Here is a 15,656-nt window from a genome sequence, read left to right on the forward strand (position 1 = left end):
CTTGGAGGATGATTTTATGTTAGGTGTATTTTTTTCTATACTAGCCGGCGTATGCATGAGCCTTCAAGGAGTTTTTAATACTCGATTAGGAGAAAAAATAGGATTATGGGAAACAAACTTTATAGTTCAAATTACTGGATTAATATTAACTCTAATAATTATGTTTATGGCAGGAAACGGAAATTTTAAAAATATAAAATCTGCAAATAAAATATATTTATTAGGAGGAATCTTAGGAGTATTCATAATATATTTTGTTATGAAAGGAATTGAATTATTAGGTCCTACTTACTCTATAAGTTCTATATTAATAGCTCAATTAACTGCAGCAGGTATTATAGATGCCTTTGGATTATTTGGTTCCAAACAAATTAAATTTGGAATAAATGAATTTGCAGGAGTAATTATAATGATAATCGGAATAATAGTTTTTAAATTAAAATAAAACCAGTACGCTGGTTTTATTTTTATGCTTTAAATATTAAATTATAATATATTTTCTTTATATTAACATATAATCACACTTTTATTCATTATACATTATAATATATAATGAATAAATTGTAAGGAGTATTATTATGTTTTCTATAAAAAATAAATTAGATAAAAACTTAAAAATATCTATAGAAAATAAATATTATAAATATTATAGAGTTTTAATAATTTGCAAAAACATGCAAAAAAAAGTAGAAAATAAAATTAAAATTTATAAGGGTACTATTATACATTCAATACCTATAATAAATTGTATATGTGCAAAATTATCCCCTTATACTATCAACAGAATATTAGAATATCCACAGGTTGAATATGTAACCTATGATAATCAAGCAATTATCTGTGGAAAAAGTGTGGCTTCTGCTAATAATATTTATATTAATAACAAGTATAAATTAACAGGCAAAGATATTGGTATAGGAATAGTAGACACTGGTGTATTTCCACATAGAGATTTGTTAAACCCTAAAAATAAAATATGTAAATTCTTAGATTTAATAAACAAATACCAATATCCTTATGATGATAATGGACATGGAACATTTATAAGTGGAATAATATGTGGAAGTGGGTATTCTTCTAAAGGAGTATATAAAGGGATTGCAGAAAATAGCCATATATATTCAATTAAAGCTTTTAATTCTTTAGGAAGGGCTTTTGTATCTGACATACTATATTCAATCCAAACTTTAATAAAAGAAAGTAAAGAACATAATATAAAAATAATTTGTTTGCCTTTTGAAATACTAAATAATGACTATAATATTTTATCTTTATTTTCAAATATATTTGATAAAGCAATAAAAAATAATATTATAATTATAGTTCCTTCGGGTAACAATGGAAACTTTCAAGGCTCTATACAAGGAATTGCAACTTTAAAAAATTGTATAACAGTAGGTGGTTTAGACACTACTTCTTCTAATATAAAATCTTATGAATTTTCATCTGCAGGTCCATTTAATAAATTAGAAAAACCTAATTTATCTGCTGCTTGCGTAAATATATGTTCTTTAAACTGTGACAATCAATATATATCTGAAAGAAATGGAATGAAAATTTATCCTAACAATTTAGAATTGCCCTATACTTGTTATACCGGAACCTCTTGCAGTGCAGCTTTTATAAGTGGCGTATGTGCTCTTTTATATGAAAATAATCCCCAATTAACTTTTAATGATATTCTTTCTCTTTTAAAAGTTTCTTGTAAATTAGTAAATGTATCTAAATGGATTCAAGGAAATGGAGTAATTGATATAAATTCTCTTCTTCCTTAAATAAATGTTGGGAATAAATATTCTCAACATTTATTTGCATTTATTTTAGCAAATTCTATAAATTCATTAAAAAGTTTAGATATATATTTATCTTTATGATATATAAGACTAAAATTTCTTTTTATATCTATATTTTTTAATTTAACTACTGATATTTTATTTTGTCTAACTTCATTTTCTACACATCTTTTTGAAATACAAGACATTCCTAATCCTGCCTCTACAGCTTTTTTTATTGCTTCAGTATTTCCAAGTTCAAAAGCTATTTTATAATTTATATTATTAGAATTCATTAAATTTTCAAATACTTCTCTAGTTCCACTTCCTTTTTCTCTCATAACCATCTTTTCTTTAGGTATATCATTTATATCTATTTCTTGTAAACTAGCCCAATTATGATCTGAAGGAACTATTAATACAAGTTCATCTTGACAAAAATTTTTACATATTATTTCATCTTGGTATACAGGTCCTTCAACAAAGCCAAAATCTATTTTATTTTCTAATATCATATTAGCTATTATTTTAGTATTCTCTATGGCTATAGAGACATCAATATTTTTATATTTTCTTATAAATTTTCCTATAATGTCTGGTAATACATATATTCCTATAGTAGTACTTGCCCCTATTTTCATTTTTCCCATCTTAAATTCATTCATATCCTTTACTAGCTTTATACCCTCATCATATATATTTAATATTCTTCTTACATAAGTTAAAAATATCTCTCCTTCATGAGTTAAATAAAGCCTTTTACCCATTCTGTCAAAAAGTTTTACATTTAAATGCTTTTCTAATTCACTTATAGTTTGGCTTACTGCTGGTTGACTTATATACATTTTATTAGCTACTTCTGTCATATTTAACATTACTGCTACTTCATAAAATACTCTAAAAGCTCTTTCATTCATTTTAATCACCTATATAATAAATTTTCTACACATTAAAAAACAGGCAATATTTTCTCATGCCTGCTATTCATAGAATTTGCCCATATTCCTAAATTTATTATACCTATATTCTACAATTTGTTCTACATTTTTATTTTTTAATTTCTTAATTTCTTCTAATATAACCTTTTTAATATTTTTAGCAGTAAACTCTACATCTCTGCTAGCATCTCTTTTAGCTTCTTTTATAATGCCATCTATTATTCCAAAATTCATTAAATCTTCTGCAGTAATTTTCATAACTTCAGCTGCTTCCTTAGCTTTGCTAGAATCTTTCCACAAAATACTAGCAAATCCTTCTGGAGATAAAAGAGAATATATTGCATTTTCTAGCATCCATACTTTATTTGCTACAGCTAAAGCTAATGCTCCTCCGCTTCCTCCTTCACCTATAAAAATTGATATTATGGGAACTTTTAGCTTTGACATTTCTAAAAGATTTCTAGCAATAGCTTCTCCTTGACCTCTTTCTTCTGCACCTACGCCACAAAAGGCTCCTGGAGTATCTATAAAGCAAACTACAGGTCTATTGAATTTTTCAGCCTGTTTCATAAGTCTTAATGCTTTTCTATAACCCTCTGGCTGAGGCATACCAAAGTTTCTTTCTATATTTTCTTCTATACTTTTACCTTTTTGTTGGGCTATAACTGTTATAACTTCTCCTTCTATTTTTGCTATACCCCCTATAATACATCTATCATCACCAAAATACCTATCTCCATGAAATTCTATAAAATCATTAAATATAATTTTCATATAATCTAAAGCAGTAGGGCGGTTTTTATCTCTTACTAAGCATACTTTCTCCCAAGCATCTTTAGTTTTAAAACTTTTTTTATTTATTATAAAATCCAGTTTTTCTTTTAAATTTTTCATATTACTCCCCACCTATTCTATTGGTATTATTATGAAAACACAATAATTTGCTTAGAATACTCTTTAAATTTTTTCTTTCAACTATTTTATCTATAAATCCATGTTTTAATAAAAATTCAGCTCTTTGAAATTCTTCTGGTAGTTTTTCGTTTATGGTTTGTTCTATTACTCTTTTTCCTGCAAATCCTACTAAAGCTCCTGGCTCTGCTAAAATAATATCTCCTAACATAGCAAAACTTGCTGTTACACCACCTGTGGTAGGGTCTGTAAGCACTGATATATATAACAATCCACTATCATTTAATTTTGATAAAGCAGCACTTACTTTTGCCATTTGCATTAATGAAAATATACCCTCCTGCATTCTAGCCCCTCCAGATGTAGTAAAAATAATAACAGGTAACTTAAAATCTATAGCCTTTTCTATAGCTCTAGTAATTTTTTCTCCAACAACTGAACCCATACTTCCCATCATAAAATTACTATCCATAATACACACTACACAAGGTTGTAAATTTATTTTTCCTATACCTGTAATAACTGCTTCATTTATGGTATTCTCTTTTTGCATATTACTTATTTTTTTATTATAATCTTTAAAATTTAAAGGATTAGCTGTTTTAATATTATTATCAAATTCTGTAAAAGTTTTATCATCTATTATTAAATTTATTCTATCTATAGCACTTATTCTAAAATGATAATTACAATTCATACATACCATATTATTTACTTCTAAATCTTTTTTATATAATATCTGACCACACCTTTTACATTTAATCCACATACCATTTGGTATTTTAGGCTTTATAGCTCCTTCATTTTTTACTTCTTGTAAAACTTTAGGACTAACTGTTATATACTTATTTCTTTTAAATAAGTTTTTAATCAATAAATTCACCTCCAACTTATAAGTTAGAAGTTAAAAGTAATTTATTACTTACTTTTTATACTTCTCTATAAAAGATGTATCATAAATACCTTTTATAAAATTTTTATCATTAACAATATCTAGTTGAAAATCTATATTTGTTTTTACTCCTTCTATAATAAATTCTGTAAGAGCTCTTTTCATTCTACTTATAGCTTCTTCTCTATTATTACCATAAGCAATAAGTTTACCTATCATTGAATCATAATAATGAGGAATTTCATATCCTGAATAAACATTTCCATCAAATCTTATTCCCATTCCTCCTGGAACATGTAAATTTTCTATTTTGCCTGGAGAAGGAGTAAATTTTTTATGAGGGTCCTCCGCATTTATTCTACATTCTATTGCATGTCCTTTTATATTTACATCTTCTTGTTTATAATTTAATTTATGCCCAAATGCAATTTTTATTTGTTCTTTTATAATATCAATGTTAGATACCATTTCACTTATAGGGTGTTCTACTTGTACACGAGTATTCATCTCCATAAAATAAAAATTTTTATTTTTATCTACTAAAAATTCTATAGTTCCTGCATTTTTATAATTAACAGCCTTAGCAGCTTTTATAGCAACTTCGCCCATAGATTTTCTAAGTTCATCTGTTAAAAAAGGTGATGGTGATTCTTCTAGTATTTTTTGATTTCGTCTTTGTAAAGAACAATCTCTTTCACCAATGTGTATCACATTACCATAATTATCTGCAAGAATTTGGAATTCTATATGATGAGGTTCTTCTATATATTTTTCCATATATATACTGTCGTCTCCAAAAGAAACTCTTGATTCTGCTTTTGCTGCATTGAATTCTTTTAATAAGTCTTTTTCATGTCTAATTATCCTAATACCTCTTCCACCACCTCCTGCAGATGCTTTTAACATTATAGGATATCCTATTTTCTGTGCCATATCCACAGCATCTTTATAGTCTTTTATAATTCCATCTGAGCCAGGAACAACAGGTACTTTTGCATCTATCATTATGCTTCTAGCATTAGACTTATTTCCCATACTATCTATTATTTCTGAATCAGGTCCTATGAAAACTATATTACATTCTTTACATATTTGAGCAAATTTACTATTTTCAGATAAAAAACCAAATCCAGGGTGTACAGCTTCTGCTCCTGATAATACTGTAGCACTTATTATATTTTTAATATTTAAATAACTATCTTTAGAAGGAGCTGGACCAACACAAATAGCTTCATCTGCCATTTGTGTATGTAGAGAATCCTTATCTGCTTCTGAATATATTGCCACAGTCTTTATGCCCATTTCCATACAAGCTCTTATTATTCTAACAGCTATTTCCCCTCTATTAGCAATAAGTATCTTATTAAACAATTTTTCACCTTCTTTATTTCATATTTATTATTTATCAATAATAAACATTATTTCAGCTTCTGCTACAATTTTGTTATCCACTTTTGCTATTCCTTTACCTATTCCTGCAAATCCCTTCATTTTTATTATTTCAACTTCTAATATTAATGTATCTCCTGGTATAACTTTTCTTCTAAACTTAGCTTTGTTTATTCCTCCAAAATAAGCTATTTTATTTTTAAATTTTTCTTCACTTAGAATTGCTACTGCTCCTACTTGAGCCATTGCCTCTATAATAAGCACCCCTGGCATAACTGGTTCTTGTGGAAAATGTCCTTGAAAAAAGTATTCATTTATAGTTACATTTTTATATCCTACTGCACTTTTACCGTTTTCAATATATGCTATTTTATCTATTAAAAGGAAAGGATATCTATGAGGAATAATCTTTTCTATATCCTTTACATACAATGCTTTACTTTCCATACTAAATTCTCCTTATTTTAAAAATTGGTTGACCATACTCTACAATCTGCTCATTTTCTACGCATATTTCTTCTATTACACCATCAAATTCACACTCTATTTCATTCATAAGCTTCATAGCTTCAATTATACATAATACATCCCCTTTTTTTACTTGTGAACCTACATTAACAAAAGGTTTTTCCTCAGGACCTGGGGATGAATAAAAAGTACCTACTATAGGAGAATTAATTATATCACAATTGCTAACTTTATTTTCTTTTTCAATATAACTATCTACATTATTACTTTCTATTTTTAAATATTCTTGCTTCCTACTCACACTATTACATATTTTCTCCATTTTTATTGAAATATCTTCTCCTTGTATCTCTAAATAAGATACATCGGACTCACTCATAGCTTTTATAATATTCTCTATTTCTTTTAAGTCCACATTACTCACTCCATTTTTTTAATAATATAATTGCATTATGTCCACCAAAACCTAATGAATTAGACATAACATAATTTAAATTAGAGTTTCTACCTTTATTTGGAACATAATCCAAATCACATTCTTCATCTTTTTCTTTATACCCTATGGTTGCAGGTATATAGTTATCTTTTAAAGCATTTATACATACTATAGCCTCTACCGCTCCTGCAGCTCCAAGTAAATGCCCTATCATAGACTTAGTTGAGCTAATAGGAATATCTTTTGCTAAATCCCCAAATACCTTTTTAATAGCTTTTGTTTCAAATTTATCATTATAAGGAGTACTAGTACCATGAGCATTTATATATGAAACTTCTTTTTTATCTACATTGCCTTCTTTTAAAGCAATTTCCATAGCTCTAGCTGCTCCTTCTCCATCTGGTGCTGGTGATGTCATATGATAAGCATCAGAAGTAGCTCCATAACCTACTATTTCTGCAAGTATATTAGCTCCTCTATTTTTAGCATGTTCTAGAGATTCTAAAATCAAAATTCCAGCACCTTCGCCCATAACAAATCCATTTCTATCATTATCAAAAGGTATAGAAGCTCTATATGGATCTTCACTCTTACTTAAAGCAGTAAGAGAAGTAAAACCTGCTACTGCAAGTGGAGTTATAGATGCTTCTGTTCCACCTGTTATCATTATATCCGCATAGCCATTTTTTATTGTGTGGAAAGCTTCACCTATAGCATTAGTTCCAGTAGCACAAGCAGTAACTATTGAAGTGCAAACACCTTTTGCTCCAAATCTTATAGCTATATTTCCAGCAGCCATATTTCCTATAATCATAGGTATAAATAATGGATTTATTCTATTTGGTCCTTTTTCTAAAAGTCTTTTTTCTTCTTTTTCAATAGTTTCTATACCACCTATTCCTGTGCCTATTATTACACCAAATCTATCTTTATTTATAGAGCTTAAATCTATATTACTACTATCTACAGCTTGCTTTGATGCAGCTACAGCAAATTGACAAAACTTATCCATTCTTCTTGCTTCTTTTTTTTCCATATATTCTTCAGGTTTAAAATCTTTAACTTCTGCAGCTAATTTTACTTTAAAGTTTTCTGTATCAAAAGATTTTATAAAATCTATACCAAGCTTACCTTTTTTTGTGTTTTCCCAAAACTCTTCTACGTTATTTCCTATAGGGGATACAGCCCCCATTCCTGTAATTACTACTCTTTTTCCCATAATATATACACCAACCTTTTCTTAACTACATTACCATTCCGCCATCTACATTTATAACTTGACCAGTAACATAATTGGAACTACTTGAAGCTAAAAAAGCTACTACTTCAGCTATATCTTCTGGCATTCCAAATCTTTTTAAAGGTATATTATTTAATGTGCTTTCTTTAACTTTATCTGATAAGACCTCAGTCATGTCTGTTTCAACAAAACCTGGTGCTATTGCATTTACATTTATTCCTTTTGACCCCAATTCCTTAGCTATAGACTTAGTCATAGCTATTACTCCTGCTTTTGATGCAGCATAGTTTACTTGACCTGCATTACCTACAATTCCTACTACAGAAGCTATATTTATTATTTTCCCTTTTCTTTGTTTTAGCATAATTGGAGCTACATGTTTTATACAATTAAATGCTCCCTTTAAATTAATATTTATTACTTTATCAAAATCTTCTTCTTTCATTCTAAGTATAAGATTATCCTTAGTTACTCCTGCATTATTTACTAAAATGTCTATTGAGCCAAATATATCTTTGGCTTTTTGTATTATATTTTTAGATTGTTGAAAATCACTTACATCTCCTTGTACTGCAATAGCTTCTACTTTCATTTCTATTGCCTTTTGTACTACCAATTCTATTTCTTTTGAACTACTTCTATAATTAAGTACTAAATTAGCTCCTAAAGAAGCTAATTTTAAAGCTATAGATTTTCCTATGCCTCTACTAGCTCCTGTTACTATAGCAGTACATCCTTTTAATGTGTGTTTACAATCATTCTCCATATCAATTCTCCATTCATTAACTTTTTTGCAATTTTTCTAATGCTCTATTAAGAGACTTTATATCTTCAATATTAAGAACTTTAATTTTTCTATTTATTTTTTTTACAAAAGTACTAAGTACTTTTCCTGGACCTATTTCAATAAAAGTATCTATTCCTTCTTCTATCATTTTATTTATAGTATTTTCCCATAAAACTGTAGTCATAACCTGCTTTTTTAAATAACTTTTAATTTTAGAATTTTCCTCTATAAAATCTCCTGTTACATTTGTAATCACTGGTACTTCTAATTGATTTATAGTAACATTTTTAAGTTCTTTTTCTAATTTTATTGCTGCTGGCATTAGCATAGAACTATGAAAAGGACCACTAACAGCTAGTTTAACTGTTTTAGCACCTTGTTTTTTTAGTTCATTGCAAGCCATATCTACAGCCTCTATTTCTCCTGATATTACTACTTGCCCAGGACAATTATAATTAGCTGGCTCTACAATACCTTTTTTACTTACTTTATCACATACACTAATTATTGTATCTTTGTCTATGCCAATAATTGCTGCCATAGTACCTTTTCCTTCTGGCACTGCTTCTTGCATGTATTTTCCTCTTTTTTTAACTAATTTTACTGCATCTTCAAATTCAAGAGCTTTGCTACAAACTAATGCAGAATATTCTCCAAGACTTAATCCAGCTACAATACTAGGTTTTATATCATAAACTTCTATCGCTTTTAAAGCTGCTATACTAGTAGTTAATATAGCAGGTTGTGTATTTTCTGTTTTATCTAATAATTCTTTAGAGCCGTTAAAGCAAATATTACTTATTGAAAAATTTAAAGCCTCATCTGCTGATTGAAAAACTTCTTTGCAACATTTAAAATTATCTGCTAAATCCTTTCCCATACCAATATATTGGGCTCCTTGACCAGAAAATAAAAATCCAAACTTTGTCATAATATCCTCCAAAATTAAAAATTAGACATGAAAATTCTCCATTAATTCTTTAACTTCTTGAAACATTTCTTCTATTATTTCTTTGGCAGTTTGTTCTTTTTTTATAAGTCCTGCAATTTGTCCTGCCATTACAGAACCATAATCTATATCTCCTTCTTTAACAGCTTTATTCAATGCTCCTTTTCCTAATTCATTAAGTTCTTCTATAGAAGCTCCACTTTTTTCTAAAAGTAAAAACTTTCTTGTTAATTTATTTCTCAAAACTCTTACAGGATGTCCTGTACTTCGTCCTGTTACTTCTGTATCAATGTCTTTTGCTTTTAATATTCTTTTTTTATATTTAGGATGTACAGTACATTCCTCTGCAACTAAAAATCTAGTTCCTACTTGAACTGCTACTGCTCCAAGCATAAATGCTGCAGCTATTCCTCTTCCATCTCCTATTCCTCCTGCTGCTAACACTGGAATACTAACTGCATCTACTACTTGTGGCACTAATGTCATGGTTGTTAAATCTCCTACATGACCTCCAGATTCACATCCTTCTGCTATAACTGCATCTGCACCTGCTCTCTCCATTCTTTTAGCTAAAGCTACAGAAGCTACAACAGGAATCACCTTAACACCATTAGCTTTCCACATTTCTATGTATTTCCCAGGATTACCTGCCCCTGTAGTAACTACTTTTATATTTTCTTCACATACTAATTTAGCTATTTCTTCAGCATTTTCATTAAGAAGCATTATATTTACACCAAAAGGCTTATTTGTTAGCTTTTTTGCTTTTTGTATTTCTTCTCTAACCCATTCTACCGGAGCATTGCCTGTAATAATTCCAAGACCACCTGCATTAGAAACTGCTGCTGCTAATGAACTATCTGCAATCCAAGCCATACCTCCTTGTATAATAGGATATTCTATGTCTATAGCATTACAAAAGTCTTTACTATTCATCTTTTCCTCCTACTTTTTTTTCAACATACTTTACTGCTTCTTCTACTGTTTTTATATTTTCTGCATCCTCTATTTCAATATCAAATTCTTCTTCTATTTCTATTATTATTTGAAATAAATCTAAAGAATCTACGCCTAAATCTTCAAAAGAAGTTTTTAGATTTATTTCATTTTCCTCCATTTGTAATTGTTCACCTATTATTTTTTTTATTTTTTCAAATATCATTTTTATTTCCTCCTTATTTTAAAATATTACTTCCCCATTTTATTAGTAATCCTCCAGAGGTAAGTCCGCCTCCAAATCCTACTAATATAATTTTATCATTATTATTTATTAGATTTTTGCTATTCATATCATCTAAAGCTATAGGAATACTTGCAGAAGATGTATTCCCATATTTGTCTAAATTAACATAAAACTTATTTTTATCTATATTTAATTTTTTAGACACATAATCTATTATTCTATAATTGGCCTGGTGAGGCACTATATACTTTATATCATCTATATTATAGTTACTACATTGCAATACTTTTTTTATAGTTTTTATAATAGCTTTTACTGCAAATTTAAATATTTCTCTTCCTTCCATTGAAACTTTATTAATATGTTCTTTTGTATTACATTTGCTATATGGATTATAAAGTGGAACAGTATCACATCTTAAAAAGTCTCCTTTATCACCACAAGATTCCATGTAAGAAGATATTATTCCACTACTTTCTCCTTCTTTTAAAATCACTGCTCCTGCTCCATCTCCAAATAAAATACAAGTATTTCTGTCTTTCCAATCCACAATTTTTGAAAGAGTTTCAGAACCAATAATTAATGCTTTTTTAATGCTTTTATTTTCTATAAATTGCCTAGCTATATTTACTCCGTATATAAATCCAGAACAAGCTGCATCTATATCAAAACAAAATGCATTAGTTGCCTTTATATTTTTTTGAACTATACAAGCAGTAGAAGGAATAAAAGAATCTGGAGTACAGGTAGCAACAATAATTAAATCTATATCTTTAGGATTTATATTACCTGTTTTTAAAGCTTTTAAAGCAGCTTTTGTTGCTAAATCAGAAGTATTTTCATTAATGGAAATTCTTCTTTCACTTATACCTGTTCTACTTTTTATCCATTCATCATTTGTATCTACTATTTTAGAAATATTATCATTAGTAACTATATTATTAGGTACATACATACCTGTACTTACAATTTCAGCCTTAGTCATTTTTCTCTCCTTTTTTTGATTTGCTTTTTAAATTGTATTTAGATTTAAAAAAAATATTTAACTTTTCTAAAGACTTAACAAGCACTCTCTCTTCTTCTTCTGTAAGACTTTCTATTGTAGCATTAATCATATCAGAATGAAATTTTTCATGAATTCTATAAGCTAGCTTACCTTTTTTAGTTAATTTTATTTTTACTATTCTTCTATCCAATTCGCTTCTTTTTCTTTCTACATATTCTTTTCTTACTAAATGGTTAATAGCTGTAGTTAATGTTCCCATTGTTATATCTAAATCTGCAGACACTTCAGACATAGTTCTAGAACCATACATACCTATAGCATCTATAGTGTGTATTTCTGTTACAGATAAATCTTTAAATATACCTGATTGCAATGCCTTTTGTTCTATAGTTACTATATCATTAAATGTATCAACTAAAAGTTCATTTAATATATTATTAATTTTGCCTTTCATTAATTTCACCACTCTACAATATATACATATAATTTAGTTATCAAATATTTTGATATTCAAAGTATTTGATAACTAAATTATATATACTTTTTTTCATTAAGTCAATAAAAAACTATGTATAAATTTCCCAAATGCTTCAAAATACATTAACTAATTGAGATGATAATATTATTTTGATATAATAATATGTACAAATAAAATAATGAAAAGGAATGTTGTATAATGAGCACTTTCGTGTTTAAAAATAATAGCTTCAGATATACACCTGTAAGTAATGTGTTTATTGATAAGTATATGCCTAAAGCCCGAGGAGAATTTGTTAAAGTTTATCTTCTAGGGCTAAAATATTGTGTTTCTGGAGAAATTGGCGTTAATTCTTCTATAATGGCTAATACACTACATCTTCTTGAAACGGATGTATTAAATGCTTGGAATTATTGGAATGATGAAGGTGTTATAAAAATGATACCAGTAGACAATATGAATAATTACAAAATAGACTTTATAAATTTAAATGAATACCAAGAAAATAAAGAACAAGAAGTTGATTTGCTTAAAGAATTAGAAAATAAAGACGTTAAGGACATGCTTCAAGATATAGAAAAACTTATAGCAAGACCACTATCTTCTAAAGAAATGTCTATGTATATAGGCTGGTTAAATGACTTTAATTTTACTCCTGAAATAATATTATTATTAATACAATATTGTATATCTAAAGGAAAAACTGATTCTAGATATATAGAAAAAATAGCATTATCTTGGTATGACGCTAAAATTAAAACAGTAGATGATGCTCAATTATTTATAAAAAAACGAGAAGATAAATGGATGAAGATAAGAAAAATACTAAATTATTTGGGAATAAAAGATAGTCAAGTTATGAAACCTCAAGAAGATATGCTGACAAAGTGGATAAATACTTATAAATTTTCTTTAGAAATTATATTTAAAGCTTGTGACATCTGTTTTGAAAGAATAAATAAAGCAGACTTTAAATATATTGATGGTATATTAACTAGCTGGTTTAAAGATAATATTAAAACTTTAGAAGATATATCAATAAAAGACAATAAAAAAGGTTATTATAAAAGAAGTAATAGCTTAAATAAAAATAAAGGTACTTTTAACAATTATGAACAAAGGAATTATAACTTTAATGAATTAGAAAAAAAACTATTAGGGTGGGATAAATAGTGATAAAAGTTTGCAATACAGAAATAGCTAAATTATATGAAGATATTAGAAATAAAAAAGAAAAAGAACTAATAGATAGAAGAAATTTAATTAAAAAAAAACTTCCCGAAGTATTAGAGATAGAAAATCAAATAAAAAAACTTTGTATTAATTTATCTATAAATATATTAAGAAATACAGAAAATAAAGATATTTATTTAAAAAAATTAAAAGAAAAAATAACAAATCTTAGAATTCGTAAATCGGAACTATTAGTTTCTAATGGCTATTCCATTGACTTTCTAGACATTCATTATGAATGTTCAAAATGTAAAGATACTGGATATATAGGTACAAAAAAATGTATTTGTTATAATCATAAAATGATACAATTATATTATAAAAATTCTGACCTAAAAGACATACTTAAAAAAAATAATTTTTCAAACTTTAATTTTAATTATTTTTCTCCAGTAAAATGGGGAGAGTGTTTAGAAAGCCCAAGAAAAAATATAGAAAATATTGTTTCTAAAATGTGGACATTTATTGAAAACTTTTCTAATTCTATAGAAAATTTTTTATTTTATGGAAATTCAGGTACAGGAAAAACTTTTTTATCTCACTGCATTGCTAAAGAAATTTTAGATAGAGGATACTTAGTAGTGTATAGAACTTCTGATAATCTTCTTCAAGATTTAAAAGAAATTAAGTTTAGAGGTAATGAATACTTAAACGATATGCTTATAAATTGTGATTTACTTATAATAGATGACTTAGGTAGTGAGCAAATAAATGATTTTTCCAAAACTGAACTTTTTAATTTTTTAAACAAAAAACTTTTAAAAAGAAAAAAAATGATTATTTCAACTAATTTTTCTTTAGAAGATATACTCAAAAACTATTCTGAAAGAATTTCTTCTCGTATTATAGGAGATTTTAATTTATGCAAATTTTATGGCGAGGATATTAGAATAAATAAAAATATAAATAAAAATTAAAAATCAAACAAGCTTGGATTAAAATCCAAGCTTGTTTATATGTATATAATTAAAAAATTTCGTACCACACCACTTTATATAGCACAAAATTCTTTACTGCTGGAGCTGGCAATAGGAATCGAACCTACAACCTGCTGATTACAAGTCAGCTGCTCTGCCAATTGAGCCATGCCAGCATATGTGGCGACCTGGAAGGGGATCGAACCCTCGACCTCCGGCGTGACAGGCCGGCACTCTAACCATCTGAGCCACCAGGCCACATAATTTTTTATAAAATTAAAATGGTGGGCACAACAGGGCTCGAACCTGTGACCCCCTGCTTGTAAGGCAGATGCTCTCCCAGCTGAGCTATGCGCCCACTTTAAAATGGTGACCCCTACGGGATTCGAACCCATGTTACCACCGTGAAAGGGTGGTGTCTTAACCGCTTGACCAAGGGGCCATGTATTAAACTTTGGAGCTGGCAATAGGAATCGAACCTACAACCTGCTGATTACAAGTCAGCTGCTCTGCCAATTGAGCCATGCCAGCATATTGTGGCGACCTGGAAGGGGATCGAACCCTCGACCTCCGGCGTGACAGGCCGGCACTCTAACCATCTGAGCCACCAGGCCACAATAACTTTTTATAAAACTTTTAAAATGGTGGGCACAACAGGGCTCGAACCTGTGACCCCCTGCTTGTAAGGCAGATGCTCTCCCAGCTGAGCTATGCGCCCATTTTAAAATGGTGACCCCTACGGGATTCGAACCCATGTTACCACCGTGAAAGGGTGGTGTCTTAACCGCTTGACCAAGGGGCCATATTTTTAAATCTTATTGTCTGTTGTTTTTATTTTGTCGGCTTCATCCGCCTGACATAGACTATAATACACAAAATTTTGCTTTATGTCAACACATTTTTTATATTTTTTTATATTTTTTTATTTTCTTAAATTGCAATATTAAATGCAACACCCCTGTGAAAAAATCATGTAGAATAGGACTGACAATAGTCAAAATCAGCCTTAAGCCCATCTTAATAATAACAGGAGATGGAGTGCATGGGTTTGTCAAG

At 28.5% G+C, this 15,656-nt stretch carries 17 protein-coding genes and 8 tRNA genes; 4 read left to right on the top strand and 21 right to left on the bottom strand.

Translation table 11 applies throughout. The features are described 5' to 3' along the window. Positions 1-16 precede the first annotated feature (16 nt). Together CLOACE_RS04730 and CLOACE_RS04735 are read left to right on the top strand one after the other, a co-directional pair. Positions 17-445, top strand: coding sequence for a DMT family transporter (locus tag CLOACE_RS04730; RefSeq protein ID WP_070109895.1), 429 nt, complete (start codon positions 17-19; stop codon positions 443-445). Between the two features lie 133 nt (positions 446-578). Then, positions 579-1,775: a S8 family serine peptidase gene (locus CLOACE_RS04735; protein WP_070109896.1), complete on the top strand. Its 1,197-nt coding sequence runs from the start codon at positions 579-581 to the stop codon at positions 1,773-1,775. Between the two features lie 23 nt (positions 1,776-1,798). On the opposite strand, the gene CLOACE_RS04740 is transcribed toward CLOACE_RS04735, so the two are convergent. The 13 genes from CLOACE_RS04740 to CLOACE_RS04800 all read right to left on the bottom strand — a co-directional run bounded on the left by CLOACE_RS04740 (position 1,799) and on the right by CLOACE_RS04800 (position 12,426). Next, on the bottom strand, positions 1,799-2,689 hold the full coding sequence (locus tag CLOACE_RS04740; RefSeq protein ID WP_070109897.1) for a selenium metabolism-associated LysR family transcriptional regulator: 891 nt from the start codon (positions 2,687-2,689) through the stop codon (positions 1,799-1,801). A 63-nt stretch (positions 2,690-2,752) separates the two neighbouring features. Further along, positions 2,753-3,604, bottom strand: a complete 852-nt coding sequence (locus CLOACE_RS04745) for an acetyl-CoA carboxylase carboxyltransferase subunit alpha (protein ID WP_101495388.1) — start codon at positions 3,602-3,604, stop codon at positions 2,753-2,755. A gap of 1 nt (position 3,605) precedes the next feature. Continuing rightward, positions 3,606-4,496: an acetyl-CoA carboxylase, carboxyltransferase subunit beta gene (gene accD, locus CLOACE_RS04750; RefSeq protein WP_070109898.1), complete on the bottom strand. Its 891-nt coding sequence runs from the start codon at positions 4,494-4,496 to the stop codon at positions 3,606-3,608. A 48-nt stretch (positions 4,497-4,544) separates the two neighbouring features. Next, on the bottom strand, positions 4,545-5,885 hold the full coding sequence (locus CLOACE_RS04755) for an acetyl-CoA carboxylase biotin carboxylase subunit (protein WP_070109899.1): 1,341 nt from the start codon (positions 5,883-5,885) through the stop codon (positions 4,545-4,547). Between the two features lie 27 nt (positions 5,886-5,912). Continuing rightward, positions 5,913-6,350: a 3-hydroxyacyl-ACP dehydratase FabZ gene (fabZ, locus tag CLOACE_RS04760; RefSeq protein WP_070109900.1), complete on the bottom strand. Its 438-nt coding sequence runs from the start codon at positions 6,348-6,350 to the stop codon at positions 5,913-5,915. A gap of 1 nt (position 6,351) precedes the next feature. Further along, positions 6,352-6,786 (bottom strand): acetyl-CoA carboxylase biotin carboxyl carrier protein, encoded by a 435-nt coding sequence (gene accB / locus CLOACE_RS04765; RefSeq protein ID WP_070109901.1) that lies wholly within the window; start codon positions 6,784-6,786, stop codon positions 6,352-6,354. A 1-nt stretch (position 6,787) separates the two neighbouring features. Beyond that, positions 6,788-8,026, bottom strand: a complete 1,239-nt coding sequence (gene fabF / locus CLOACE_RS04770) for a beta-ketoacyl-ACP synthase II (protein WP_070109902.1) — start codon at positions 8,024-8,026, stop codon at positions 6,788-6,790. A 25-nt stretch (positions 8,027-8,051) separates the two neighbouring features. Beyond that, positions 8,052-8,813: a 3-oxoacyl-[acyl-carrier-protein] reductase gene (gene fabG, locus CLOACE_RS04775; protein WP_070109903.1), complete on the bottom strand. Its 762-nt coding sequence runs from the start codon at positions 8,811-8,813 to the stop codon at positions 8,052-8,054. Positions 8,814-8,829: 16 nt separating this feature from the next. Further along, on the bottom strand, positions 8,830-9,765 hold the full coding sequence (gene fabD, locus CLOACE_RS04780) for an ACP S-malonyltransferase (RefSeq protein ID WP_070109904.1): 936 nt from the start codon (positions 9,763-9,765) through the stop codon (positions 8,830-8,832). Positions 9,766-9,786: 21 nt separating this feature from the next. Further along, positions 9,787-10,719, bottom strand: coding sequence for an enoyl-[acyl-carrier-protein] reductase FabK (gene fabK / locus CLOACE_RS04785; RefSeq protein WP_070109905.1), 933 nt, complete (start codon positions 10,717-10,719; stop codon positions 9,787-9,789). Beyond that, the gene (gene acpP, locus CLOACE_RS04790) at positions 10,712-10,945 is read right to left on the bottom strand and encodes an acyl carrier protein (RefSeq protein WP_070109906.1); all 234 of its coding nucleotides are present in this window, start codon (positions 10,943-10,945) and stop codon (positions 10,712-10,714) included. Before acpP ends, fabK begins: the two co-directional genes overlap by 8 nt. 13 nt (positions 10,946-10,958) lie before the next feature. Next, positions 10,959-11,951 carry a beta-ketoacyl-ACP synthase III gene (locus tag CLOACE_RS04795; protein ID WP_070109907.1) on the bottom strand — a complete coding sequence of 331 codons (993 nt, stop codon included), beginning with the start codon at positions 11,949-11,951 and terminating at the stop codon, positions 10,959-10,961. Further along, a complete protein-coding gene (locus CLOACE_RS04800; protein ID WP_070109908.1) occupies positions 11,944-12,426 on the bottom strand; it encodes a MarR family winged helix-turn-helix transcriptional regulator in 483 nt (160 codons plus the stop codon). The genes CLOACE_RS04795 and CLOACE_RS04800 overlap by 8 nt, the downstream gene beginning before the upstream one ends. Before the next feature lie 222 nt (positions 12,427-12,648). On the opposite strand from CLOACE_RS04800, the gene CLOACE_RS04805 reads away from it, so the two are divergent. Then, a complete protein-coding gene (locus CLOACE_RS04805; RefSeq protein WP_070109909.1) occupies positions 12,649-13,623 on the top strand; it encodes a DnaD domain protein in 975 nt (324 codons plus the stop codon). Beyond that, positions 13,623-14,600, top strand: a complete 978-nt coding sequence (locus CLOACE_RS04810) for an ATP-binding protein (RefSeq protein ID WP_070109910.1) — start codon at positions 13,623-13,625, stop codon at positions 14,598-14,600. The genes CLOACE_RS04805 and CLOACE_RS04810 overlap by 1 nt, the downstream gene beginning before the upstream one ends. 100 nt (positions 14,601-14,700) lie before the next feature. Here CLOACE_RS04810 and CLOACE_RS04815 read toward each other — a convergent pair. The 8 genes from CLOACE_RS04815 to CLOACE_RS04850 all read right to left on the bottom strand — a co-directional run bounded on the left by CLOACE_RS04815 (position 14,701) and on the right by CLOACE_RS04850 (position 15,402). Then, a tRNA-Thr gene (locus CLOACE_RS04815) sits at positions 14,701-14,776 on the bottom strand. A 5-nt stretch (positions 14,777-14,781) separates the two neighbouring features. Further along, a tRNA-Asp gene (locus CLOACE_RS04820) sits at positions 14,782-14,858 on the bottom strand. 24 nt (positions 14,859-14,882) lie between these two features. Next, positions 14,883-14,958: transfer RNA gene (locus tag CLOACE_RS04825), tRNA-Val, on the bottom strand. A gap of 9 nt (positions 14,959-14,967) precedes the next feature. After that, positions 14,968-15,042 (bottom strand) — tRNA-Glu (locus tag CLOACE_RS04830). 13 nt (positions 15,043-15,055) lie between these two features. Next, positions 15,056-15,131, bottom strand: a tRNA-Thr gene (locus tag CLOACE_RS04835). Between the two features lie 6 nt (positions 15,132-15,137). Beyond that, positions 15,138-15,214, bottom strand: a tRNA-Asp gene (locus CLOACE_RS04840). Between the two features lie 28 nt (positions 15,215-15,242). Beyond that, positions 15,243-15,318, bottom strand: a tRNA-Val gene (locus CLOACE_RS04845). Between the two features lie 9 nt (positions 15,319-15,327). Then, positions 15,328-15,402 (bottom strand) — tRNA-Glu (locus tag CLOACE_RS04850). Positions 15,403-15,656: the final 254 nt, after the last annotated feature.

The organism is Clostridium acetireducens DSM 10703, assembly GCF_001758365.1.
GTDB lineage: Bacteria > Bacillota > Clostridia > Clostridiales > Clostridiaceae > Clostridium_C > Clostridium_C acetireducens.